The 23,228-nt window shown below is 70.1% G+C and carries 22 protein-coding genes and 2 tRNA genes; 9 read left to right on the top strand and 15 right to left on the bottom strand.

Annotated elements, in window-relative coordinates:
- Nucleotides 1-2,212 (bottom strand): methionine synthase (gene metH, locus Q1V88_RS06255; protein WP_366914063.1); only part of this gene is annotated, 2,212 nt, incomplete at its 3' end.
- A gap of 118 nt (nt 2,213-2,330) precedes the next feature.
- Here metH and Q1V88_RS06260 point away from each other — a divergent pair.
- Entirely contained in the window at nt 2,331-3,191 is an 861-nt protein-coding gene (locus tag Q1V88_RS06260; protein WP_300679383.1) for a PAC2 family protein, read from the top strand.
- Nucleotides 3,192-3,200: 9 nt separating this feature from the next.
- Here the strand turns inward: Q1V88_RS06260 and mshC are convergent, their stop codons facing one another.
- The 4 genes from mshC to Q1V88_RS06280 are packed head-to-tail and all read right to left on the bottom strand — an operon-like array spanning nt 3,201 to nt 6,552.
- Nucleotides 3,201-4,439 (bottom strand): cysteine--1-D-myo-inosityl 2-amino-2-deoxy-alpha-D-glucopyranoside ligase, encoded by a 1,239-nt coding sequence (mshC, locus tag Q1V88_RS06265; RefSeq protein ID WP_300679387.1) that lies wholly within the window; start codon nt 4,437-4,439, stop codon nt 3,201-3,203.
- Nucleotides 4,440-4,468: 29 nt separating this feature from the next.
- A complete protein-coding gene (locus tag Q1V88_RS06270) occupies nt 4,469-5,242 on the bottom strand; it encodes an SCO1664 family protein (protein WP_300679390.1) in 774 nt (257 codons plus the stop codon).
- The gene (locus Q1V88_RS06275; protein ID WP_300679391.1) at nt 5,232-5,840 is read right to left on the bottom strand and encodes a DUF3090 family protein; all 609 of its coding nucleotides are present in this window, start codon (nt 5,838-5,840) and stop codon (nt 5,232-5,234) included. The genes Q1V88_RS06270 and Q1V88_RS06275 overlap by 11 nt, the downstream gene beginning before the upstream one ends.
- A 1-nt stretch (nt 5,841) precedes the next feature.
- Nucleotides 5,842-6,552, bottom strand: coding sequence for an MSMEG_4193 family putative phosphomutase (locus Q1V88_RS06280; RefSeq protein WP_300679394.1), 711 nt, complete (start codon nt 6,550-6,552; stop codon nt 5,842-5,844).
- 46 nt (nt 6,553-6,598) lie between these two features.
- Here Q1V88_RS06280 and Q1V88_RS06285 point away from each other — a divergent pair, with 46 nt between their 5' ends.
- Nucleotides 6,599-7,579 carry a magnesium and cobalt transport protein CorA gene (locus Q1V88_RS06285; RefSeq protein WP_300679397.1) on the top strand — a complete coding sequence of 327 codons (981 nt, stop codon included), beginning with the start codon at nt 6,599-6,601 and terminating at the stop codon, nt 7,577-7,579.
- Between the two features lie 24 nt (nt 7,580-7,603).
- Here Q1V88_RS06285 and Q1V88_RS06290 read toward each other — a convergent pair whose 3' ends face one another.
- Both Q1V88_RS06290 and Q1V88_RS06295 read right to left on the bottom strand, forming a co-directional pair.
- The gene (locus Q1V88_RS06290; RefSeq protein ID WP_300679400.1) at nt 7,604-8,137 is read right to left on the bottom strand and encodes a hypothetical protein; all 534 of its coding nucleotides are present in this window, start codon (nt 8,135-8,137) and stop codon (nt 7,604-7,606) included.
- A gap of 67 nt (nt 8,138-8,204) precedes the next feature.
- Nucleotides 8,205-9,032 (bottom strand): undecaprenyl-diphosphate phosphatase, encoded by an 828-nt coding sequence (locus tag Q1V88_RS06295; protein ID WP_300679403.1) that lies wholly within the window; start codon nt 9,030-9,032, stop codon nt 8,205-8,207.
- Nucleotides 9,033-9,095: 63 nt separating this feature from the next.
- Between Q1V88_RS06295 and Q1V88_RS06300 the strand changes: the two genes are divergently transcribed.
- Nucleotides 9,096-10,040 (top strand): aldo/keto reductase, encoded by a 945-nt coding sequence (locus tag Q1V88_RS06300; RefSeq protein ID WP_300679405.1) that lies wholly within the window; start codon nt 9,096-9,098, stop codon nt 10,038-10,040.
- Between the two features lie 3 nt (nt 10,041-10,043).
- The gene (locus Q1V88_RS06305; protein ID WP_300679408.1) at nt 10,044-10,262 is read left to right on the top strand and encodes a DUF5703 family protein; all 219 of its coding nucleotides are present in this window, start codon (nt 10,044-10,046) and stop codon (nt 10,260-10,262) included.
- A 2-nt stretch (nt 10,263-10,264) separates the two neighbouring features.
- Here the strand turns inward: Q1V88_RS06305 and Q1V88_RS06310 are convergent, their stop codons facing one another.
- Nucleotides 10,265-11,611 carry a M20/M25/M40 family metallo-hydrolase gene (locus Q1V88_RS06310; RefSeq protein WP_300679411.1) on the bottom strand — a complete coding sequence of 449 codons (1,347 nt, stop codon included), beginning with the start codon at nt 11,609-11,611 and terminating at the stop codon, nt 10,265-10,267.
- 65 nt (nt 11,612-11,676) lie between these two features.
- Here Q1V88_RS06310 and Q1V88_RS06315 point away from each other — a divergent pair.
- The 3 genes from Q1V88_RS06315 to Q1V88_RS06325 all read left to right on the top strand — a co-directional run bounded on the left by Q1V88_RS06315 (nt 11,677) and on the right by Q1V88_RS06325 (nt 12,736).
- Nucleotides 11,677-11,761: transfer RNA gene (locus tag Q1V88_RS06315), tRNA-Leu, on the top strand.
- A gap of 157 nt (nt 11,762-11,918) precedes the next feature.
- Nucleotides 11,919-12,003, top strand: a tRNA-Leu gene (locus Q1V88_RS06320).
- A gap of 157 nt (nt 12,004-12,160) precedes the next feature.
- Nucleotides 12,161-12,736: an HAD family acid phosphatase gene (locus tag Q1V88_RS06325; RefSeq protein ID WP_300679414.1), complete on the top strand. Its 576-nt coding sequence runs from the start codon at nt 12,161-12,163 to the stop codon at nt 12,734-12,736.
- A gap of 42 nt (nt 12,737-12,778) precedes the next feature.
- Here Q1V88_RS06325 and Q1V88_RS06330 read toward each other — a convergent pair whose 3' ends face one another.
- Entirely contained in the window at nt 12,779-14,047 is a 1,269-nt protein-coding gene (locus Q1V88_RS06330) for a carboxypeptidase-like regulatory domain-containing protein (protein WP_300679417.1), read from the bottom strand.
- 67 nt (nt 14,048-14,114) lie between these two features.
- Here Q1V88_RS06330 and Q1V88_RS06335 point away from each other — a divergent pair, with 67 nt between their 5' ends.
- Together Q1V88_RS06335 and Q1V88_RS06340 are read left to right on the top strand one after the other, a co-directional pair.
- Complete coding sequence (locus Q1V88_RS06335; protein WP_300679420.1) at nt 14,115-15,122, top strand: glycoside hydrolase family 6 protein; 1,008 nt, start codon at nt 14,115-14,117, stop codon at nt 15,120-15,122.
- A 55-nt stretch (nt 15,123-15,177) separates the two neighbouring features.
- Nucleotides 15,178-16,254 (top strand): response regulator, encoded by a 1,077-nt coding sequence (locus Q1V88_RS06340; RefSeq protein ID WP_300679424.1) that lies wholly within the window; start codon nt 15,178-15,180, stop codon nt 16,252-16,254.
- A gap of 96 nt (nt 16,255-16,350) precedes the next feature.
- Here Q1V88_RS06340 and Q1V88_RS06345 read toward each other — a convergent pair whose 3' ends face one another.
- The 6 genes from Q1V88_RS06345 to Q1V88_RS06370 all read right to left on the bottom strand — a co-directional run bounded on the left by Q1V88_RS06345 (nt 16,351) and on the right by Q1V88_RS06370 (nt 23,181).
- Complete coding sequence (locus Q1V88_RS06345) at nt 16,351-17,097, bottom strand: hypothetical protein (RefSeq protein WP_300679426.1); 747 nt, start codon at nt 17,095-17,097, stop codon at nt 16,351-16,353.
- A complete protein-coding gene (locus tag Q1V88_RS06350) occupies nt 17,094-18,524 on the bottom strand; it encodes a glycosyltransferase family 2 protein (protein ID WP_300679429.1) in 1,431 nt (476 codons plus the stop codon). The genes Q1V88_RS06345 and Q1V88_RS06350 overlap by 4 nt, the downstream gene beginning before the upstream one ends.
- A complete protein-coding gene (locus Q1V88_RS06355; RefSeq protein WP_300679432.1) occupies nt 18,514-19,632 on the bottom strand; it encodes a diguanylate cyclase in 1,119 nt (372 codons plus the stop codon). The genes Q1V88_RS06350 and Q1V88_RS06355 overlap by 11 nt, the downstream gene beginning before the upstream one ends.
- Entirely contained in the window at nt 19,629-21,287 is a 1,659-nt protein-coding gene (locus Q1V88_RS06360) for a cell wall metabolism sensor histidine kinase WalK (RefSeq protein ID WP_300679435.1), read from the bottom strand. Before Q1V88_RS06360 ends, Q1V88_RS06355 begins: the two co-directional genes overlap by 4 nt.
- Nucleotides 21,281-22,216: a transporter substrate-binding domain-containing protein gene (locus Q1V88_RS06365; RefSeq protein WP_300679438.1), complete on the bottom strand. Its 936-nt coding sequence runs from the start codon at nt 22,214-22,216 to the stop codon at nt 21,281-21,283. Before Q1V88_RS06365 ends, Q1V88_RS06360 begins: the two co-directional genes overlap by 7 nt.
- A gap of 65 nt (nt 22,217-22,281) precedes the next feature.
- Nucleotides 22,282-23,181 (bottom strand): hypothetical protein, encoded by a 900-nt coding sequence (locus Q1V88_RS06370; protein WP_300679440.1) that lies wholly within the window; start codon nt 23,179-23,181, stop codon nt 22,282-22,284.
- Nucleotides 23,182-23,228: the final 47 nt, after the last annotated feature.

Raw genomic sequence — 23,228 nt, forward strand, 5'->3', positions numbered from 1 at the left:
TGTCGGCGCCGGCGAGCTCGGGGTTCGCCAGCTTCTCCTCCTCGATGAAGGGGATCAGGTAGGCGACCGCGCGCTTCATCACGCGCGCCGACTTCACCACCTGGGGCAGGAACATCTTGCCCGCGCCGAACAGGTCGCCGACGACGTTCATGCCGTCCATGAGCGGGCCCTCGATGACCTCGATCGGGCGCCCGCCGCGGGCCGCGATCTCGACGCGCAGCTCCTCCGTGTCGGCCTCGACGAAGCCGTCCAGGCCCTTGACGAGGGCGTGGGTGATCCGCTCCCCGACCGGCAGCGAGCGCCACTCCTCCGCCTTCTGGGCCTCCTCCTCGCCGGTGCCTCGGTGCTTCTCCGCGAGCCCGAGGAGCCGCTCGGTGGCGGCGACCGAGTCGTCGGTGCGGTTGAGCACGACGTCCTCGATCGCGTCGCGCAGCTCCGGGTCGATCTGGTCGTAGGGAATCAGCGCGCCGGCGTTCACGATGCCCATGTCGAGGCCGGCGCTGATCGCGTGGTAGAGGAAGACGGCGTGGATCGCCTCGCGGACGGGGTTGTTGCCGCGGAACGAGAAGGACACGTTCGAGATGCCGCCCGAGACCTTGGCGCCCGGGAGGTTCTGCTTGATCCAGCGTGTCGCCTCGATGAAGTCGTCGCCGTAGTTGGCGTGCTCCTCGATGCCGGTCGCGACGGCGAACACGTTCGGGTCGAAGATGATGTCCTCGGCCGGGAAGCCGACCTTGTTCACCAGCACGTCGTAGGCGCGGGCGCAGATCTGCTTGCGGCGCTCCAGGTTGTCGGCCTGACCGTCCTCGTCGAAGGCCATCACGACCGCGGCGGCGCCGTACTTCTTGCACAGCTGCGCCTGGGCGATGAACTTCTCCTCGCCCTCCTTGAGCGAGATCGAGTTCACGATCGGCTTGCCCTGGACGTTGCGCAGCCCGGCCTCGATCACCTCCCACTTGGAGGAGTCGATCATCACCGGCACCCGGCTGATGTCGGGCTCGGACGCGATCAGCTTGGTGAAGCGGTCCATGGCCGCAACGCCGTCGATCATGCCCTCGTCCATGTTGACGTCGATCACCTGGGCGCCGGCCTCGACCTGCTGGGCCGCGACCTGGAGGGCGGTGTCGTAGTTGCCGTCCTTGATCAGGTTGCGGAACCGGGCCGAGCCAGTGATGTTGGTCCGCTCGCCGACGTTCACGAAGAGGCTGTCGTCGGTGATCGTGAACGGCTCCAGCCCTGAGAGCCGCATCGCGACCGGCACCTCGGGAGGGGTGCGCGGGGTGAGGCCGTCGACGGTGGTGGCGATCTCGGCGATGTGCGCCGGGGTCGTGCCGCAGCAGCCACCGACCAGGTTGACGAACCCGGAGGAGGCGAAGTCGTGGATCTGCGCTGCGGTCTCGACCGGCGCCTCGTCGTACTCGCCGAAGGCGTTCGGCAGGCCGGCATTGGGGTAGCAGGAGACGAAGGTGTCGGCGACACGGGACATCTCGGCGATGTAGGGCCGCATCTCCTTGGCACCCAGGGCGCAGTTGAGGCCGACCGCGAGCGGCTTGACGTGCCGCACGGAGTCCCAGAACGCCTCGGTGACCTGGCCCGACAGGGTCCGGCCCGACGCGTCGGTGATGGTGCCGGAGATGATCACCGGCCAGCGCCGGCCGGTCTCCTCGAAGAGCGTCTCGATCGCGAACAGCGCGGCCTTGGCGTTGAGGGTGTCGAAGATGGTCTCGACCATCAGGATGTCGGCGCCGCCCTCGACCAGGCCGCGTGCCGCGACCAGGTAGGCGTCGACGAGCTCCATGTAGGAGACGTTGCGCGCAGCCGGGTCGTTGACGTCGGGGCTGATGCTGGCCGTCCGCGTGGTCGGGCCGATCGCTCCGGCGACGTAGCGGGGCTTGTCCGGGGTGGCGAACTCGTCGGCGCAGGCCCGTGCCAGCCTGGCGGCCTCGTAGTTGAGCTCGTAGCCCAGCTCGACCAGGTCGTAGTCGGCCAGCGATACCGCGTTGGCGTTGAACGTGTTGGTCTCCACGATCTCCGCCCCGGCGGCCAGGTACTCACGGTGGATGCCGGCGATGATGTCGGGCTGGGTCAGCGTGAGCAGGTCGTTGTTGCCGATCAGGTCGGTGCCGTGGTCGGCGAACCGGGTCCCGCGGTAGCCGGCCTCGTCGGGGCGGTCACGCTGGATCGCCGTCCCCATCGCTCCGTCGATCACCATGATCCGCTGGCGCAGGGTCGTGGTCAGATCGGCGGTGGCATCGGGGCGGTACGTCACCTGAGAATCCTCCCACTCCCCTTCACACCCGGGGGAATCGTCTCGCCACTAGGCTGGAGTGGTGATCGAGTTCGAGCGTGCGGCACTGGGTGAGGGAGCGTTGGTCGACCCGGTGGTGATCGCCGCGTTCGAGGGCTGGAACGACGCCGCCGACGCCGCGTCCAACGCTGTGGACCACCTGATCTCGGTGTGGAACGCCCGCCTGGTCGGTGAGATCGACCCCGAGGACTACTACGACTTCCAGGTCAACCGTCCGATGGTCGGCAGCGGTCCCGACGGGATCCGCCGGATCACCTGGCCCACCACCCGGATCTGGCTGGCCTCCCCGCCCGACCTGCCCCGCGACGTCATCCTGATCCGCGGCCTGGAGCCCTCGATGCGGTGGCGCCAGTTCTGCGACGAGCTGATCGACATGCTCGGCCTGCTCGGCTCCACGATGGTGGTCACCCTGGGCGCGCTGCTGGCCGACGCCCCACACACCCGCCCGATCCCGGTCTCGGGGACCTCCACCGAGCCCGACCTGCTGGACCGGCTCCAGCTGGAGGTCTCCACCTACGAGGGCCCGACCGGCATCGTGGGCGTGTTCCAGGAGGCCTGCGTGGGCGAGGACCTGCCGGCAGCGTCATTCTGGGCCGCGGTGCCGCACTACGTCGCCCAGCCGCCGTGCCCGAAGGCGACCCTGGCCCTCATCCACCGGATCGAGGAGCTGCTCCAGACCCCGATCCCGCTGGGTGAGCTGCCCGAGGACGCCCGCGCCTGGGAGCGCGGCGTCGACGAGCTCGCGGCCGAGGACTCCGACATCGCCGACTACGTCCGTTCCCTGGAGGAGACCCGGGACACCACGGACCTGCCCGAGGCCTCGGGTGAGGCGATCGCGCGGGAGTTCGAGCGCTACTTGAAGCGGCGCGACGAGTCCGAGTGAGCCGGCGGACTAGAGCTTGAGGCCCAGCGCGGCGTCGAGCAGGTTCGCGATCGTGACGGCCGCGGTCGGGTCGGAGTTGTCGGCCAGACCGTCCTTGCCCAAGGTGGCGTCCACCCAGGCCTGGACCAGCTCGACGGCCGAGGGGGCGTCCAGGTCGGCAGCGAGCACGTCGAGGACGTCCTCGACCACCGGCAGCGCCGGAGCACCCGAGCCGAGTGCCAGCGCACGACGCCACTCGTCGACGGTGTCGAACGCCTGACGCAGCTCGTCGTTGGTCCACTCCCAGTCCGAGCGGTAGTGGTGACGCAGCAGCACCATCCGGATCGCCATCGGGTCGATGTCGGAATTGCGCAGCGAGGAGACGAAGACCAGGTTGCCCCGCGACTTCGACATCTTCTCGCCGTCGTAGGCGACCATGCCGGCGTGCGCGTAGACCTTCGCGAACGGGGTGCCCGGGACAGCGACCTGAGCGTGGCCAGCACACATCTCGTGGTGCGGGAAGACCAGGTCGGAGCCGCCACCCTGGACGTCGAAGGCACCGCCGAGGTGCTCCATCGCGATCGCGGCGCACTCGATGTGCCAGCCCGGCCGGCCCTTGCCGAACGGCGAGTCCCACGACGGCTCGCCCTCACGCTCGGCCAGCCACACGATCGGGTCGAGCGGGTCCTTCTTGCCCGGGCGCTCGGGGTCGCCGCCACGCTCGGGGAAGATCCGCAGCATCTCCTCGCGGGAGTAGTGCGACTCCTCGCCGAAGGCCGGGTCGGCGGTCACGGAGAAGTAGTGGTCGCCCTCGACCTCGTAGACCGCACCGGCGTCCTGGAGACGCTGGATCAGGTCGATCACGAGCGGGATCGACTCCACCGCACCGGTGTAGTGCGCCGGCGGCAGCACCCGCAGGGCGGTCATGTCCTGGCGGAACAGCTCGGTCTCTCGCTCGGCCAGCTCGACCCAGTCGACGCCGACCTTCGTCGCCCGCTCCAGCAGCGGGTCGTCGACGTCGGTGACGTTCTGCGCGTAGACCACGTCGTGGCCGGCGTTGCGCCAGGCGCGGTTGAGCAGGTCGAAGCCGACGTACGTCGCCGCGTGACCCATGTGGGTGGCGTCGTACGGCGTGATCCCGCAGACATAGAGTCGCGCGGCCCCCTCGGGCACGACCGGGACCAAGCCACCGGTCGCGGTGTCGTGCAGCGCGACCTCCGGGGCAGTCACGGGCAGGGCGGGGACGTCAGGGGCACTCCACGGCTGCATGGCCCGCAGTCTACGGGCGCTCGTCCAGCTCAGAACGGCGGCCACGGGATCGCGGGTCGACCGAGCTCCGGACTGGGCATCGTCGCGGTGCCGATCAGGGTGTCCAGGCGTTCGGCCAGAGCCCTCAGATCGGTGGTGGTGAGCCAGAAGCCGAGCTCGTCGCCGAGGTCGCCCGCGACCTGGGCGCGCAGCTCCCGCAGTGCCCCCAGCTCGGCGTCGGTGAGGCGCTCACCGGCCCACCCCCACAGCACCGTGCGGAGCTTGGGCTCGTGGTGGAAGCAGATGCCGTGGTCGATGCCATAGCGGTGTCCGTCGGGCTGCTCCAGCACGTGCCCGCCCTTGCGGTCGGCGTTGTTGATCACGACGTCGAAGATCGCGATCCGGCGCAGCAGCTCGGAGTCCTCGTGGACCAGGGAGATCGGGGTGTCGTCGTACGCCGTCGCGTCGAAGACCCACAGGTAGCCCGGCGGCACCTTCCCGACCGCGACGATGTCGACGGCCGGGCGAGCGTCCTGGTCGGCCGGGCGCCAGACCTGGACCATGCCCGGGCCGAACGGTCCCTCGCGGAACCAGGTCGGCGGCACCACGTCCCAGCCGAGCGCCTCGGAGATCAGGGCCGCGGCGACCTCCCGGTAGGCCAGCCGGCCGTCAGGGAAGTCCCACAGCGGCTGCTCCCCCGCGATCGGCTTGTAGACCACCTGCTGGTCGCCGATGGTGCCGACGTACGTGTGATTGGAGGCGCCCTGCACCCGGCCGACGAGCACCAGCTCGTCCTCGACCAGGTCGACGCCCTCAGGGGTCACGGCGCTTGAACCCGTTGGCGCGCGGGCACAGATGGCCCCCGACGTCGATCGGACCCCCACAGAACGGGCACGCCTCGCGCCCGGCACCGACCACCTGGAGCGCCCGCTGCGCGAACGCCCGGGCCTGGCCCGCCGCCAGGGAGACGACGAAGACCTCGCTCGGCTCGGCCTCCTCCTCCGCTGCCATCCCGGCCAGCTCGGCGAGCTCCTCGAGCCCTTCGGCCTCCTCCAGGGCACCGGGGTCGACGGCGGTTTCCTCGAACGGGTAGACCTCGATCACGACCCGGGCGATGGACGGGTCCCACGACAGCGTCATGGTGCCGGCGCGGAACTCCTCCTCGATCGGCGACTCCAACGGCTCGTTGTCCACCAGCCCCAGCGGCGCCATCGCCGGGATCACGGTCGGGGCGCTGCCGGCGACCTCGTCGAGCAGCTCCTCGACCCGCTCGGCGAGCAGGGCGACCTGCTGCTTCTCCAGGGCGACGCTGACCAGGCGGCGCTGCTGACGCGCCTGCAGGAAGAAGGTGCGAGCCCCGGGCTCGCCGACGGTGCCCGCGACGAAGCGGTCGGGCTGGTCGAAACGGTGTACGACGGGCATCTCAGGCCGCCTCTCCGGGTCCGGCTCCACCGCCGACGACAGCGTCGTTGCTGCTCTCGGCGGGAGCGTTGACAGGCGGCACCAGCCAGCTGAGGTCGCCTGCGTGGGTGTTGGTGGCGAGCACGAACGGCCGCGACTCGGTGTAGCGGATCACCGAGATCGAGGCCGGGTCGACGTGCAGCCGCTGGAACAGGTCGAGGTGCATCCCGAGCGCGTCAGCCAGGACGGCCTTGATCAGGTCGCCGTGCGAGACGGCCACCCAGACGGCGCTCTCGCCCGCCTCGGCGCTCACCGCCGCATCCTGCTCGCGTACGGCGGCCACGGCCCGGGCCTGCATCGCGGCCATCGACTCCCCGCCGGGGAAGACCGCCGCCGAGGGCTGGGCCTGCACCGTCTTCCACAGCGGCTCGCCGGTCAGCTCGGCGATCTTGCGACCCTGCCACTGGCCGTAGTCGCACTCGGTCAGGCGCTTCTCCTCACGCCACGGCGGCGGTGCGTCCTGTGCGTCCAGGATGGTCTTGGCGGTCTGCTTGCAGCGCTGGATCGGGCTGGTCACGATCGCTGCCAGCGGGATCGGCGCGATCCGGTCGGCGGCGTTGCGGGCCTGCGCGATCCCCGTCGGATCGAGCTTGACGCCCGGCATGCGCCCTGCAAGAACACCCGAGGAGTTCGCGGTGCTCCGTCCGTGCCGGACAAGAATCACGGTGGCCATGCGTGCCAGCCTAGTCAGCGCCTGTGCGTGTCCTAGCGTGTGCACTGTGATCGTGGACATTGCGCTCTACCGTGGCGGCCGACGTCTCGAGGTCGACTGCCACCCGCACGAGTACGCGGCGTTGCGCGAGCGCGCCTCGGAGTCGGGCGACTTCATCTGGCTGGGCCTGTACGCGCCGAGCCAGTCCGAGCTGAACGAGGTCGCCCAGGCCTTCGACCTGCATCCGCTGGCGGTCGAGGACGCGATCACCGCCCATCAGCGACCCAAGCTCGAGCGCTACGGGGACAGCATCTTCCTGGTGCTCAAGACCCTCTGGTACGTCGACGCCGACGACCAGGTCGAGACCGGCGAGATCAACCTCTTCGTCGGCCGCGACTTCATCATCACGGTGCGGCACGGTCGCGGCGTCCGCCTCGACACCGCACGGCACGAGGTGGAGAAGTCGCCCGAGCGGCTCTCCCAAGGCCCCTCGGCAGCGATCTGGGCCGTGGCCGACACCGTCGTCGACGGCTACCTGTCGGTGCTCAACGAGCTCCAGATCGACGTCGACGAAGTGGAGACCTCGGTCTTCTCCCCGGTCCGCACCAGTGACTCCGAACGGATCTACACCCTCAAGCGTGAGCTGGCCGAGGTCCGTCGCGCCGTGCAGCCGCTGCGCGAGCCGATCCGCAACTTCGCCGCCGGCAACGTCGCCGAGGTCGACCCCGACATCCAGCCGTTCTTCAGGGACGTGCTCGACCACCTCAACCAGGCCGCCGACAGCGCCGAGCAGCTCGAGTCGATGCTGTCCTCGGCCTTCGAGGCCCATCTCGCCCAGATCTCGGTTCAGCAGAACGACGACATGCGCAAGATCTCCGCGGGCGCCGCGCTGGTCGTCGTACCGACGTTCGTCGCCGGCGTCTACGGGATGAACGTGCAGCTGTGGCCGAACAACGGCACCTGGGCCGCCTTCGGCGTCGCGATCGGCCTGATGGTGCTGTCCGTCGGCGTGCTGTGGTGGTTCTTCCGCAAGTCCGGCTGGCTCTGAGGCAGCACCGTCTCGCCTCCGGGCTCAGTGCCCCAGAGCGACCTTGGCGACTACGATCACCGCAGCCACGCCTGCCGTGATCAGTCCGCCGACGAAGACCCGGAAGCTGAGCTGGCGACCACGGACGCGCTCGGCGACCAGCTGGACCGCGGCCATCCGCAGCACCACGGAGCCGCCGGCGATCAGAGCGGCCAGCGCGGTGGGCAGCCAGCCGAACCAGCCCAGCATCAGGACGAAGGACGGGAAGAACGCCGACGAGGCGATCGGGACCGCGTCGCGCAGCTCGTCGAGCACCGACTCGCGCACCCTCTCGGGGCCGGCGTGCTCGGCGGGGTGGGAGTCCGGGACCGCTGAGTGGGCCACCAGCTCGGCGAACACGTGGGCGACGTACGTCGTCACGCCCGTGCCCACCACCAGCAGCGCCGCCTCGCCGTTCTCGATCGTGTGTCCGGTGGCGACGGCCACCGAGGCGAGCACCAGGATGTTGCCGTAGACGTAGGCGGCCAGCCGCGAGGCGGCACGCTCGGGTGGCAGCGGGCCGTCACGGCGCTCGGTCACCCGACGGCGCCACCGCCCCGCCGGATGGTGATGACTGTGCTGACCGCTCACGCCGTTCCGCTCAGCCTCAGGTGGCGCTGATGACCGAGGTCGACAGCAGGCCGAGCAGCACGACGCCCAGGACGACGCGGTACGGGACGAAGGCGACGATGGTGTTGGACGCGACGAACTTCAGCAGCCATGCCACGGCGACGTACGCGACGACGAAGGCGACCGCGGTGCCGACGATGGTCTGGCCGATCCCGATGTGGGAGCCGACCACGTCCTTCATCTCGTACAGGCCCGCGGCGAAGAGTGCCGGGATGGAGAGGAAGAAGCTGAGCCGGGTGGCGGTGACGCGGTCGAGGTTGAGCAGCAGACCGGTGGAGATGGTGGCGCCGGAGCGGGAGACGCCCGGGATCAGGGCGATGCACTGCGCCAGGCCGATCACGACCGCGTCGCGCATGGTCAGCTTGCGCTCGCCACGGTCCTGACGACCGACCCGCTCGGCGAAGACCATCACCGCGCTCCAGGCGATCAGCGCACCGGCCACCCACCACAGCGAGCGCAGCGGACCGGAGATGACGTCCTTGGCCGCCAGTCCGATGATGCCGATCGGGATGGAACCGACGATCACGTACCAGCCCATCCGGTGCTCGATGGTGCCGCGCAGCTCGGGCTTGACCAGGCCGGAGAACCACCCGCGGACGATGTCGCGGATGTCCTTGGCGAAGTACACCAGGACCGCGAAGATCGCCCCCATCTGGATCACGGCGGTGTACGCCGTCACGGAGTCGTCATCGATCGGAAGGCCGAGGATCTTCTCGGCGATCGTGAGGTGACCGGTGCTGGAGACCGGAAGGAACTCGGTCAGTCCCTCGACGATTCCCAGGATCACAGAGTCGAAGTAGTTCACAGACGACCAGCCTAGAGGCGTGGCACTCTCACTTCGGGTATGCCACGCACTATGTTGCTCTTCATGCAGCAACGCTCGCTCGGGTCCAGCGGCCTCAAGGTCTCCCGGCTCGGGCTCGGGACCGCCACCTGGGGACGCGGGACCGATGAACACGAGGCCCGCGACCAGATGATCGCCTTCTCCGAGTCCGGCGGCACCCTGGTCGACTCCGCGTCGGCGTACAACGACGGACAGTCCGAGACCATGCTCGGCCGTCTGATCGGCGACGTCGTGGCCCGCGACGAGATCGTGATCTCGACCAAGGCCGGGATCAGCCGTCGCGGCGGCCACCGCAGCGTCGACACCTCCCGCGGCCACCTGCTGCGCTCCCTGGAGGACTCCCTCACCCGGCTGGGCACCGACCACGTCGACCTGTGGCAGGTCCACATGTGGTCCGACGACGCTCCGCTGGAGGAGACGCTGGCAGCCCTCGACCATGCGGTCTCCTCGGGCAAGGCGACCTACATCGGGATCTCGAACTACGCCGGGTGGCAGACCGCCCAGGCCGCGACCTGGCTGCGCGCCTCGGGCCGCACCCCGTTGGTCTCCACCCAGGTGCAGTACTCCCTGCTCGCCCGCGAGGCCGAGTACGACATCCTTCCCGCCGCCGACGCCAACGGCCTGGGCCTGCTGGCCTGGTCGCCGCTGGCCGGCGGGGTGCTGACCGGCAAGTACCGCACCGGCACCCCCTCGGACTCCCGTGGCGCCGAGCGTGACATGGCCTCCCGCGTCGACGCCCACCTGGACGGCCGTGGCCGCAGCATCGTCGAGGCGGTCTGCAAGGCCGCCGACGGCCTCGGCTGGCAGCCGCTCCAGGTCGCCCTGGCCTGGCTGCGCGACCGTCCCGGCGTGACCGCCCCGATCCTCGGTGCCCGCACCGCCGCTCAGCTGCACACCGCTCTGGCCGTGGAGTCGCTCGCGCTCCCCCGCGAGCTGGCCGCCGCCCTCGACGACGTCTCGGCCGAGTAGCCCGTGGCAGCCGTCGACCGTCGACCGCCTGCACCCGGGGTGGAGTGGGAGTTCGACCACATCCACCTCAGCCGCGAGATGTCGCGCAACGCGGTCACGCGCTACCTGGTGGAGCAGGCCGAGACCGGTGGCTGGACCCTGGATCGGGTCCGGATCGGGGCCGACGGGATCCGCCGGGTGATCCTGCGTCGCAAGATCATCCGCGCCGTGCGGACCGCCTGACCTCAGACCTCGTCGAGGAAGCGGTCGAAGACCCGCGCACCGAACTCGAGCGCGTCGACCGGCACCCGCTCGTCCACCCCGTGGAACAGTCCGGTGAAGTCGAGGTCGTCGGGCAGGCGCAGCGGGGCGAAGCCGTAGCCCTTGATGCCCAGCTTGCCGAAGTGCTTGGCGTCGGTGCCCGCCGAGAGCAGGTACGGCGCCACCGCGGCGCCCGGGTCCTCGGCCAGCAGCGAGCGGGTCATCGCCCGGGCGATGGCGGTGCCGTCGTACGGCGACTCCCACGGGTGCTGGTGGGAGAGGAACTCCATCTCGATGCCCTCCCCGGTGAGCTCGGCCAGGGTGGCGAAGAAGGCGTCCTCATGGCCGGGAAGGAAGCGCCCGTCGACGTACGCCGTCGCCTCGGTCGGGATCACGTTGACCTTGTAGCCGGCGTCGAGCATGGTCGGGTTGGCCACCTGCCGCAGCGTCGCCCCGATCATCCGCGCCGCCGGACCGAACTCGTCGACCAGGGCCTCGGCGTTCTCCGGGGTGGCCTCGACGCCGGCGATCTCACCGACCGCGGCCAGCAGCGTCTCCATCGTCGGGGTCAGCGTGACCGGCCAGTCGTGGGCGCCGATCCTCGCGACGGCACCGGCCAGCCGGGTGACGGCGTTGTCGCCGTTGATCATCGAACCGTGACCTGCGGTGCCACGGGCGGTGAACTTCATCCAGGCCATGCCCTTCTCGGCGGCCTCGATCAGGTACAGCCGACGGCCACGGATCGTGGTGGAGAAGCCGCCGACCTCGCCGACCGCCTCGGTGACGCCGTCGAAATGCTCGCGCAGGTCCTCCACCAGCGGCTGGGCGCCGTGGTGACCGCCGGCCTCCTCGTCGGCGGTGAAGGCGAGCAGTACCGGGCGCTTCGGCACCACCCCGGCACGCTGCCGGGCCCGGACCAGGCTCAGCACCATCGCGTCGAAGTCCTTCATGTCCACAGCACCGCGGCCCCACACGTAGCCGTCGACGATCTCGCCCGAGAACGGGTCGACCTGCCAGTCGGCGGCCTGGGCCGGCACCACGTCGAGGTGTCCGTGCACGAGCAGGACGTCGTCACGGCTGCCGTCGCCACCCCAGTGCGCCAGCACGTTGGTGCGCCCCGCAGCGCCCTCGTGCAGCGTGACCTCGATCCCGACCTCGTCGAGCAGCTCGGCGACCCGCTCGGCCGCGGGACGCTCCCCCGGCCCCGAGCCGTCGCCGTAGTTGCTGGTGTCGATCCGGATCAGCTCCTGGCACAGATCGACCACCTCGGCGGCCGGATCGTAGGAGGCAGCAGTGGCGCCGGAGGCGGGATCGGACACGGAAGACGACATGGGTCCACCGTAACGGCCCCCGATTCGTGCCGCAGGCCGGGCGCTGCTAACGTTCTATCTGCATCGCGCGGGTGGCGGAATAGGCAGACGCGCTAGCTTGAGGTGCTAGTCCACGTATAGTGGGTGGGGGTTCAAGTCCCCCCTCGCGCACGCGATGAAGAGCCCGTCCTGAGTCTCTCAGGACGGGCTTTTTGCTTCCCCTGAGCCCTGCCCGCGGCATGGTTTCCGGGGTGCTTCCGAGTGTTTGCCACGGCGTCGCCCCGCATTCTGCACTTTGCCCAGCCCCTGCTAGGGTTTCACCATCAACGCGCGGGTGGCGGAATAGGCAGACGCGCTAGCTTGAGGTGCTAGTCCACGTATAGTGGGTGGGGGTTCAAGTCCCCCCTCGCGCACGTTGAAACGAACGGCCCGACACTGCGATCTCGCGGTGGCGGGCCGTTCGTGATTTCCGGGCGCCACTGCGGTCTCCGACGCCGGATCCTGCACACAGCCTGACCGTCCGACGCTCTGTCACGCCGCGGTCCGGCCAGATCCTCTATGGTCGAAGTCATGCGATCGTCTCGGCTCCGCGCCGCCCTGAGCACCCTCACCGTCCTGCTGGTCCTGGCTCTCGCTGCCAGTACGACGGCAGGCCCGGCCCAGGCCGCCGGACGGCTGCCGAGCAAGAAGGTCTGGCTGCACGACGTCGCTGTCGCGATGAAGCCGGCGATCCCCTACCTCAACGACCGGGTCGACCAGGGCGGAAGCAACCTCGCCATCGTGCTCGACATCGACAACACCTCGATCGCCACGCACTACGCCTGGCCGCGCCCGGTCAAGGCCACCCTCGCGTTCGCCCAGCGCGCCCACCGGCTCGGGGTGAAGACGTTCTTCGTCACCGGTCGGATGGACGCCAACGCCAAGGCGCAGCGCCCCGTGCTGCGCAAGGCCGGCTACTCGATCTCCGGGATCTGCGGTCGCCGCAGCGGTGAGAGCCTGGTGAAGAGCAAGACCCGGTGCCGCAAGGCCCTGGTCAAGCGTGGCTACACGATCATCGCGTCGGTGGGGAACCTGCCCTCGGACTTCAAGGGCGGCTACTACGAGCGGAAGTTCGACCTCCCGGACTACGACCATGCCCTGTCCTGACGCCGCGCGTCGCGACCTAGGGCCGGCCGGCGCCAGCGCCGTCTAGCGCGAGCTCGCGGCCGCTGTCGCCGTGCCGGTCGCGGTGCTGGTGGCCGTCGCCGAACCGGTCGCGGTAGCACTGCCGGTCGCAGTCGCACTGCCACTCGCGGTGCTGGACGCTGAGGGGCACGCAGCCGCTGCCACCACCCGGGCGGGGACGGTGACCGTCACGGTGGCTGTCGCGGTCACCGTGGCCGACCCAGTCGCCGTGGCCGACCCAGTCGCCGTCGCCGAGCCGGTGGCCGTCGCCGAACCTGTCGCGGTGGCGGAACGAGTCGCGGTCGCAGAGCCCGTCGCGGTCGCAGAGCCCGTCGCCTGACACGACGGCGCCTTGGTGGGGTTCTTCACCGGCTCGAACGGGGCCGGACGAGCGTCGAGCCGCACCAGCCGGAGCCGGCCCGCACGCGTGGCCGGGACGGCGATGTTCTGTGCCAGCACCTGCTTGGTCCGCGGGAGCTGGAGGATGTAAGCGCCGGGGTAGAGCCCGACGAAGCGGGACAGATCGCCGTTGCGGATCGGGGCGGTCCACCACTGGCCGGTCGCGCGGCTGACCATCGTCGCCCAGATGGTGCCGGTCGCGGGCAGGCCGTTGACCCGCAGGAGACCGACGTACCCACCCGTGCGGGTGCGCAGTCGAACGGCGACGTTGCGGCCCTTGCCGACCTTGAGCACGCCGACGTAGATGGACTTGCCGGCCCACTGCTTGCGTCGGTCCCAGGTGAAGACGGAGTACTTCTGCCCGGCCGGCAGACCTCCGACGGCGAAGCGACCGGCGCGGTCGGCGATGGTCTCGAAGGAGGCGCCGTACTGGCTGACCACCCGCACCGTCGCGCGGCGCCCCACCGACGCGGGGCGTCCGACCTTGACCGTGCCGGTGACGAAGGAGCCGCGGCGCATCACGACGTCGCGCTCGATGCTCTGCCCGGCGCCGACGGTGAAGGTGGCGTCGGTGCGGGCCAGCCGCTTGATGTCCCACGACTGGCGGGTGTCGGAGGCCTGCAGGTGATAGGTGCCGGCCTGGAGGCCGCCCATCCGGTAGACGCCGCCACTGGTCGAGACCACCGCACGCAGGTAGGTCCAGTCGGCGCTGAACAGGGCGATCCGCACCTTCACCGCGCCGCCGGTCTTGGCCAGCACGACACCGAAGACGGTCGACGTCCCAGCCGCGACGGACTCCCCCGCCACGGTGCCACCGACCGCCGGCACGAAGGTCGCTGCGACCGCCACCACCACTGCTACGACGAAACGCCGCACCATGCCTCCCCTGATCACCGGCCCAATCTACGCCGGAGCGACCCGATCCCCCGTGTTAATGGGGGAATCCGACTAGAATCGCGCCGTGAGAAGCCAGCCCCGCACGTACGTTCTCGCCGGGCTCCTGGCCACCGCCGGAGTGCTCCTGAGCGCCTGCGGCTCGACCTCCACCACGACCTCGTCCGATCCCACGGCCACCTCCACCTCGGCCTCGACCGGCACCGTCACCGCGCCCCCGACCGGCAACCCGTTCACCGGCCGCCAGCTGTGGGTCGATCCCGACTCCAAGGCCGCTCAGGCCGCCGCCACGGTGAGCGGCCACGACCAGGAGCTGGTCCAGCGCATCGCCGACATCCCCACGGCGGTCTGGCTGACCCCGGAGAACCTGCCGGTGACGAAGGTCGGCCCCTTCGTCGACTCCGACATCACCCAGGCCGCGGGCCAGCTGCCGGTCTTCGTCGTCTACGGCATCCCCGACCGCGACTGCACCGGCTGGCACTCCTCGGGCGGCCTGGACGCCACCAGCTACCTCACCTGGGTGCGTGAGATCGCCGGATCGCTGCGCGATGCCCCCGTCGTCGTCCTCGAGCCCGACGCGCTGGCCTCGGCGCAGGCCTGCCACCTGGTCGAGCAGCGCGAGCAGCTGCTCTCGGCGGCGATCGACCTGCTCGCCCCCCATGCCTCCGTGTACGTCGACGCGGGCCACTCCTCCTGGATCGCCCCCGAGACGATGGCGCAGATGCTCTCGGTGGTCGGCGTCGAGCGCGCCCGCGGCTTCGCGGTGAACGTGTCGAGCTACGGCAGCGACGCCGCCGAGCAGGCGTACGCCGACGCGGTGCGCACCACCCTGCCCGAGACGCACTACGTGATCGACACCAGCCGCAACGGGCGTGGCGGCAACGGCGACTGGTGCAACCCGACCGGGCAGGCACTCGGCGTGACCCCGGCCGGGACCGGCGACGACAGCGGCCTCGATGCGCACCTGTGGATCAAGCCCCCCGGTGAGAGCGACGGCACCTGCCACGGCGGCCCCGCAGCGGGCACGTTCTGGACCGAGCGGGCCGTCGAACTCGCGACGAATGCCGGATGGTGAGTCAGATCCTCCCCAAAACTGTCGATTGACAGGATTTCTGGCCTAGGCTTGGAGCATGGTTTCTGAGCGCAAGCTTGCCGTGATCATCGAGGATGATCCCGACGTGCGGAACCTCCTCCGCACCGTCCTCACCCAGAGTGGCTTCGAGACCGTCCTCACCTCCAACGGCGAGGACGGCGTTGCTGCGGTGCGGATGCACGAGCCCGTGCTGACCACCCTGGACGTCTCGATGCCCGGCATGGACGGCATGGCCGCCGCTGCCGCGATCCGTGAGTTCAGCGACACCTACATCATCATGATCACGGCCCAGGACGAGGAGATCGACATCATCTCCGGTCTCAACGCCGGGGCCGACGAGTACCTCTCCAAGCCGTTCCGTCCGCGCGAGCTCCGGGCCCGGATCGCCAGCCTGCTGCGCCGGCCGCGGGGCGCTCACCCGGCCGAGGCCGAGGGCCAGGCCGACGACGGCCTGTGGCACCGCCCGACCGACTCCGCGGAGCGGGCGACCGAGCAGCCCGCCCCGGCGCTGGTCCAGCAGCCCGCCTTCACCCGCACCCCGCTGCCCCAGCAGGTCCACGTCGAGCAGCAGCCGGCCCCGGTGACGCCGTACGTTCCCGAGCAGCGTCCCTTGGAGGCGCCGGTGCCGCAGTCGTTCCAGCAGCCGGTCTACGAGCGGCCCGCTCCGCCGCAGCGTCCCGCCTACGAGCAGCAGACCTACGAGCAGCCCACGCAGGTCCGCGCCGGGGTCGCCTTCGACGCCCAGGCTCCGGCAGTCTCGCCGGCCGCCGGTCAGTCGTTCGCGACCACCGAGGGCGTCTACGCCTACAACGGCCTCGAGCTCACGGTCAGCACCGGCCAGGTGGTGGCCGCCGGCCGTGCGGTCGACCTCGACCGTGACGAGTTCGACCTGCTCCGCACCCTGATGTCGACCGGTCGTCGGGTCCGCAGCAAGGCCGATCTGGTCCTCGCCGCCCGTGGCGAGTCGTACGTGACGTCGTACTTCGTCACCGAGCAGGACAAGCGGCACATCGACCGCCAGATCTCCTCACTGCGGCGCAAGCTCAACGACGACCTCGAGCCGGGGCGCTGGATCGAGACGGTCGCAGGGGTCGGCTACAGGATGGCTGCCTGATCCCCCACGACACCGCGAGAGGGCCACGACCGCAACGGTCGTGGCCCTCTCGTCGTCTCGGTGCCCGGCCGGGCCGGGATCACCCCTGGATCACACTCAGTTGGCGTCGATCGCGATCGGGAGGACCCGGGTCGGCTGGTCGCTCTTGTAGATGAAGATCGGCATCTTCTCTTCGATCGTGTCCTGCACGTAGGTCTTGTCGCCGGCCTTCTTCTGCACCCAGACGTGGAACTTGAAGTCCAGGGTGACCTGGGTGGTGTCCTCGGGCAGGTCGCCGATCACCTGGTTGCGGACCTCGAGTGAGCCCTTGGGCGAGGTGATCATCTGGCCGTACTTGGCCGAACGCAGCGGGCTGGGGTCGAGGGTGATGTCCAGCGGCGAGGAGTCCAGGGAGTACGGCGCCGTGCTCAGGCCGCTCGACGAGTTCGACGCCGAGGAGATCTCGACCCGGGACAGGTAGACCTTGCGCTTGGTGTGGAACGGGTCGCGCAGGGCCCGGTCCAGGTCGTAGGCCTGGAAGGTGAAGGTGAAGTACTTGTTGCCCCGCGGATACCACTCGTGGGTGCGCGGGGTCGCCTTCGTCGGGTACACCGTCATCACGAAGTCGACGCCGGTCGAGGAGGTGTGGGTCTCGAACGTGCCGTCGCGGGTGAAGGCGGAGTACACCTCCTCGATCTTCGAGTGGGTCTTGTACGGGTCGGCCGCGGTGGTGACCTCGTCGCCGGCACCGGTGCCGACCGACCCCGACGAACCGGTGCCCGACGAGCCGATCGCCTCGCAGGCGGTGGCCAGCGGGAGCGTGAGACAGAGCGCCGCAGCGGCGGCGAGACGACGAGTGATCATGCCTTGAAACCCTTGTACGGCTGGAAGAGTTGGTACGCCATCATCAGCGTCTGGATCACGGTGATGACCCCGAGAGCCCGCCAGCCGACCCAGAGTACGTTGCTCTTGACGGCTGAGGAGAAGAACAGGTCGTAGACCACGACGCCGAGCACGGAGGCGACCACGGTCACGATCAGCGGCAGCAGATACGTGTTGCCGGCGCGGCCCGACTCCGCGCGCGCCTGGGCGGCCCAGTTGTCCGAGGCACGGTTGAAGAAGAACTTCCACCAGCCGCGGACGAAGTGCCCGAGCCGGACCCAGGTGTAGAACTCGGCGGGGAAGAACAGTCCGGCGAAGAGATAGTCGGACTTGTTCCGTTGCCCCATGCTGTGGGCGATCCGCAGGTTCAGCGCCCAGCCCAGCAGCGGCGGAAGCAGCCACAGCGGGGTGAAGACGAACGCGTGCAGCAGCAGCGAGCAGGCCAGCAGCACACCGAAGCCGACCCGGGTCAGGCCGTTGAGGAACATCGCGATGTTGTCGAGCCAGCGCAGCCGCAGGTTCGGGTGGAAGGGCTGGCCCCGGTAGCCGTTGCGCTCACCGGGCCACATCAGGTCGATCGACCCGTGGTTCCACTTCACCTGCTGGGCGTCGAGCGACTTCAACGTCAGCATGCCGCCGACGTTGGCGCGGGCGTCCTTGCTGATCATGGTCTTGTAGCCAGCGCTCTTGATCTGCAGCGACAGCAGCGAGTCCTCGACCTCGCTGACGGTCTGCCACGGCTCGATCTGGTGGCCCTCGGCGGCGACCGCGTGCAGCGCCTCCATCGAGAAGATCGAGAGCTGGCCGCCGAGCACCGCCATCTGGCGCTTCTTGAGCAGGTTGCGCATGTTGAACGAGGAGAACTGGGCGCGCTGGCCGCAGATCAGGAACTTCGCCATCAGGCCGTCGATGGCGGTGTCGTCGATGGAGTAGATCGCTGAGAGGCCGCCGATGGTCGGGTCGGACTCCATCTCGTCGATCAGGTACTCCACGGCCCGCGGGTCGGCGGTGGTGTCACCGTCGATGCCGACCAGGTAGTCCATCCCGTCGACCAGGCGGAAGCCGTAGTTGAGCGCCCCGACCTTCTTGTCGTCCATCGCGCCGAGGTCGTGCACGTGGATCTCGGTGATGATCCGCTCGCCGTTGATCACCATCTCGTGGGCACCGGCGTACCAGGCCGCGATCCGGGCGGTGTCGTCGGTGGTGTTGTTCACCACCACGTGGATCGCGTCGGGACGACGGGTCTGGGAGAGCATCGAGTCGAGCACACCGGCGATGGACGTCGCCTCGTTGTACGCCGGCACGATGCAGCCCACCGTAGGGCGGCGCTTCGTCGCCGGAGCCGCCGGCGCCTCGGCCCACGAGGTCTCGGTCGGCAGCGCGCGCAGGTGCTGGGGTTCAGGAGACATGGGACAGTCGCTCCTCTGCGGTCTGTCGGAGAAGGTCGAACTCGAACCCGGCCTCGTCGGAGGAGGACCAGGCGAAGACGGGGGTGAGTCGGACCGGCAGCGTCGCCGGCGGGGGGACCCGCATCATGCCGTTCTGGACGGCGTTGGCCACCAGCTCGGGCTCGCGGGAGGTGACGATCGCGAACCGGCCGGCGCCGAGGTGGCCCAGCACCGCCGAGGGCGGTGCCTGGCGACGCAGCAGCTCGGCGACCCAGCGCAGAGCGGCGTCGCCGGCCAGATGCCCGTAGGCGAGGTTGAGCTCGTCGAGGCCGGGCAGCGCGGTGGTGATCACGTGCACCGGCTGGCCGACGTTGCGGCACCGGTCGATCCGGTCCCGTGCCTGGCCGAGGAAGTCGTCGAGCTCGTCGACCCCGAGGGCGGACCGGTCGAGGTCCTCCCCCAGCGTCCACCAGTTCCCGTAGCGCTCCACCCGCAGGGCCATCAGCGTCATCGCGGCGATCAGGGTGAGGGCGGCACAGGTCCCCGCCAGTCCGGCCCAGCCCTCGGCGACGCTGATCCGGTCCAGTCCGGTGAGGAAGGCCACCACGATCGAGGTGCCCGCAGCCACCCAGAGCGAGGACTCCAGCAGCACCGAGTTGAGGTTGTGGGCCATCGAGGAGCGGCGCAGCTCCACGGTGGCGAAGGCGAAGCCGAGCGCGGCGACGCAGGCAGCCGGGAGCAGGGCCCAGGCATCGCTGGACGCCGCCAGGGCCAGGGCCGCGACACCGGCGACGGCGGTCGCCCCGGCGGCCAGTCCGAGCATCGGCCGGCGCCCGGCGAAGGCCTGGGTGGCCGTCCACAGCACGGTGGCCCCGGCGACCAGTCCGACGGTCATCACGACCAGGGTCGCCTTCGCGGCTCCGGTGTCGACCGCGCCCAGCCCGTCGTCGGTGACGGCGCCGACGGCGGGGCCGCAGGCCAAGCCGAGGACGGTGGCGAGCATCGCACCGGCGGCGAGCCGGTTCGGCCGGTCGTTGTGCCGCTGCAGGGTGGTGATCGTGAACAGGCAGCACGCCAGGGCGACGCCGACGGCGGCGGTCGCGATCAGTGTCGTCGGGTCGATGCTCATGCGGCCTCCAGTGACGGCAGCGTGATGGTCATGGTGGTGCCGGTGTCGGGGACGCTCTCGACCCTGATCGTGCCCAGGTGCAGGTCGATCAGCTCCCGGGAGATGTTGAGGCCGAGGCCTGAGCCGCGGATCGCGGTGTGACGCACCGACGGCGCCCGGTAGAAGCGCTCGAAGAGTCGCCGGGTCTCCTCGGCGGTCATCCCGCGGCCGGTGTCGCTGACGGCCAGCTCGATCAGGTCGCCCTGGACGGCGTCGTGCCGGGTGGAGCCGACCACCTCGACCTCGCCGCCCTCACGGTTGTACTTGATCGCGTTGGAGAGCAGGTTGTCGACCACCTGACGCAGCCGGAGCGCGTCGCCGACCAGCGGCAGCCGGGTGGGCAGGTCGACGTTGACGGTGATCAGCCGGTCGTGGGCCATCGGCATGATCGCGGCGACGGAGTCGAGCACGACCGGGACGAGGTCCATCGGCACCTTCGTCACCGTCAGGGTGCCCGAGGCCTCACGCTCACGGTTGGCGAGCAGGTCGTTGACCAGCAGCAGCATCCGATCGGCGTTCTTCGAGACCACCTCGAGCTGCTCCTGCACCTCCTCGGAGAGCTCGGGGGTGTCCAGTGCCAGGTCGACGTAGCCGATGATCGAGCTCAGCGGCGTGCGCAGCTCGTGGGAGACCGACGCGAACAGGTCGTCGCGGGCCTGCAGGGCCTCGTACTCGGCGGTGATGTCGCTGGCGACGAGCACCACCTGGGTGGCGGTGCCGGCGCGGTCGCGCAACACCCGGGTGGAGACCCGCAGCGCTGCCCGGGCCTCGCCGGGGTGACCCAGCCAGTACTGCTCGTCCTCGACGTTCTCCCCGCCCAGGGCCCGGCGGACCGGGTTCTCCACCGGCGTCACCGGGCTGTACCCGTCACCGTGGTAGAAGGGGAACGTGCTCAGCTCGGAGGTCTGCGGCAGGTTGAGGCCGGCGACCAGCTCGCGGCTGGCCCGGTTGGCGGTGACCAGGTGGCCGGCACCGTCGAAGCTGAGCACCGCGAAGCCGACGGCGTCGAGCACCTGGCGCAGCGTCTCCTCGCCCTTGCTGGTCCGCTCGAAGGCGTTCTCCAGCATCCCGGCCTGACGCTGCAGCAGGGCGTGCTGGGCGTCGGAGCGGCGCCGGATCCACCAGATCACGGTGGAGACCAGGGCCATCGCGCAGGTCGCGCTGAGGCCCATCATCACCGCGCCGAGACCGACCTCGCCCCCGGCGATGCCGGGGATGCGCGGCACCCAGATCGCGGCCACCATCACCGCGAAGCCGGCGCTCACGATCCGGGCCGGATAGGCGGTGGCCAGCCAGATCAGCGGGAAGACCAGCAGCGTCTCCAGCCCGGCCGCGGCGACCTCGCGGGTCATCACCACGATGCCGAGAACGTCCATCGCCGGTACGACGAGCAGCGCCGGTGACAGGCCGCGGCCGTCGGCAGCGGCGTACGCCACGATGCTCGACACGGCGATGACCGCCCCGCCGATCACGAGCGAGAGCCGCTGATCGGTGCCGAGGCCTCCGAAGATCAGAAGTCCGAGGATCGCGACCCCGGCGGCGGCGGTGAACTGGAGCTGAAGCGGAGCGACCGGGAAGACCCCCAGCCGGGCCTTCGCCTCAGACTGGCTCAGCATGGCTCGAAGGCGGGAGGCTCCGGCGGCGACTCGACACCGGACTGTCCCAAGGTGTCGTCGAAGGCCTCGAGCCAGCTGCCGTCCTTGTAGCCGCGCAGCAGGGTGCGCTGGACGAAGTCGCACATCCCGGTCATGCCCTTCGGGAAGGCGACGCCGTACTTCTCCTCGGTGAACGGGTCGCCGGCCACGACCAGCGCGCCGGCCGAGGAGTGGGCGTAGCCCATCCCGATCGCACCGTCACCGGCGACGGCCGCGACGGTGCCCTGCTGGAGCAGGCCGACGCAGTCGCCGTAGGCGGCCTTGAGCACGGGCTGCTGCTTGAACTCGTGGACCAGGGTGCTGGCCGTGGTCGAGCCGGAGACGGCACAGACCTTCTGACCGGAGCTGATCGGCATCCGCCGCAGCCGCGGGTTGCCGTTGGGGCCGGGCGTGGCCGCGTTGATCGCGGCTTGGTCGGCGGCACGGACCAGGAGCTGGGTGCCGGTGATGTAGTAGGGACCGGCCATGCCGACCTGCTGTTCCTCGCTGCGGGTCATCGCGAGCGAGGAGATCACCATGTCGACGGCGTTGGTGGTCAGGGCCTGGTCGCGACCGCTGTCGAGGACCTGGATCCACTGGATCTTGTCCGCCGAGATGCCTAGTCCACCGGCGATGATCTTGCCGACCTCGACCTCGAAGCCGGTGGGGGCGCTGCTCCCCGGGGCGAGATAGCCCAGGCCGGGGGTCTGGTAGGAGACGCCGATCCGGACGCGGCCGGTCGAGGCGAGCTGCTGGGCGTAGCCGGTCAGGCCGTCCAGGGCGGTGACGGAGCCACGGTCGGCCGTGGACGAGGAGCCCGTCGAGGAGGAGGTCGCCTCACCGCCACCACAGGCGGTCAATGCCAGCGCTACCGGGATCGCCAGCACCGAGTGCCACCATCGACGTTGCACGCAACCCTCCGAACCTGCCATGTCTGAATGTCTGTCGGAGACCCGGAACCCCCTTATCCCCCATTCTAGTCATGACGAGGGGGTCTCCGTGTGCTGAAGCCGTAGAGTCCCGCGTCCGGTGCGCGCTCGCGATGTTGCCGTGGTGTGGGGATCTCCACACCGATCATCTCGGCCAGATCGGCCAGGGTCTGGAACGGTGTCAGGGTCTCGTCGACGACGTGCGGCTCGCCACGATCGGCCGACGCGGGCCTGTCACGACGCCGCATCGAGCGCCGCCCGAGCCGCTCCTCGGCCATGTCGGTCAGCACCGTGACCTCGGCGCCCATCCGGATGAGCTGCTCGTAGGCGGAGTGCCCCTTGATCTGGATGCCGCCGTTGTCGGCGTCGACGATCAGGTCGAGCAGCACCTCGGCCTGGGGCAGCAGGTCCGCGATCCGGCTCAGCGCCTGGGGCATCACGCCGAGGTCGAGGACGACCGCGGCGCCGTCACGGATCGTCTCGTAGGCGTCGGCGAGGTCGGTGCGGACCAGTCGGCCGGTGGGGCGGAGCTTGTCGAAGTACGCCTGCGACTTGACCAGGGTGCCGAAGCCCGCGGCGAGGAAGACCAGGGTGACCAGTCCGACGACGAGGTCGGCGGTCTTGCCGCGCGCGGGGTCGTCGGCGATCTGGGTCGCCAGGATGACGACGATCATCGCGCACACGGCGGTGACGGCGAAGGTGACCACCGGCACCCAGACCGCGGCCTGGGCGTCGAGCTCCTTCATCCGGGTCAGCTCCCGGGGCGCGTGGGTGAGCCGCTTGAGGGAGTGCGGGTAGCGTGCCACCCGGACCCGCTCCTCGACGCGTCGGTCGAACTCGAGACGGGTGTCGTCGACCGCCTCGCCGTCCACCGCCTCGCCGTCGGTCGTCTCGGCCTCGACCCAGCTGTGGGCGGGGAGCGCGTCAGGCTCCTCCGGTTCGCTCACGTCCGAGTATCGGCAGGGCTGTGAGTCTCCTGAGTGTCACCGGCGAA

The organism is Nocardioides sp. (assembly GCF_030150155.1).
Taxonomy (GTDB): Bacteria; Actinomycetota; Actinomycetes; order Propionibacteriales; family Nocardioidaceae; genus Nocardioides.

Bases quoted from the DNA above. Each gene is read 5' to 3' on its own strand.
- Q1V88_RS06350 (WP_300679429.1), bottom strand. From the start codon at position 18,524: ATGTCTCCTGAACCCCAGCACCTGCGCGCGCTGCCGACCGAGACCTCG.
- Q1V88_RS06340 (WP_300679424.1), top strand. From the start codon at position 15,178: ATGGTTTCTGAGCGCAAGCTTGCCGTGATCATCGAGGATGATCCCGAC.
- Q1V88_RS06310 (WP_300679411.1), bottom strand. From the start codon at position 11,611: ATGTCGTCTTCCGTGTCCGATCCCGCCTCCGGCGCCACTGCTGCCTCC.
- Q1V88_RS06345 (WP_300679426.1), bottom strand. From the start codon at position 17,097: ATGATCACTCGTCGTCTCGCCGCCGCTGCGGCGCTCTGTCTCACGCTC.
- Q1V88_RS06300 (WP_300679405.1), top strand. From the start codon at position 9,096: ATGCAGCAACGCTCGCTCGGGTCCAGCGGCCTCAAGGTCTCCCGGCTC.
- Q1V88_RS06325 (WP_300679414.1), top strand. From the start codon at position 12,161: ATGCGATCGTCTCGGCTCCGCGCCGCCCTGAGCACCCTCACCGTCCTG.
- mshC (WP_300679387.1), bottom strand. From the start codon at position 4,439: ATGCAGCCGTGGAGTGCCCCTGACGTCCCCGCCCTGCCCGTGACTGCC.
- Q1V88_RS06360 (WP_300679435.1), bottom strand. From the start codon at position 21,287: ATGCTGAGCCAGTCTGAGGCGAAGGCCCGGCTGGGGGTCTTCCCGGTC.
- Q1V88_RS06355 (WP_300679432.1), bottom strand. From the start codon at position 19,632: ATGAGCATCGACCCGACGACACTGATCGCGACCGCCGCCGTCGGCGTC.
- Q1V88_RS06275 (WP_300679391.1), bottom strand. From the start codon at position 5,840: ATGCCCGTCGTACACCGTTTCGACCAGCCCGACCGCTTCGTCGCGGGC.
- Q1V88_RS06280 (WP_300679394.1), bottom strand. From the start codon at position 6,552: ATGGCCACCGTGATTCTTGTCCGGCACGGACGGAGCACCGCGAACTCC.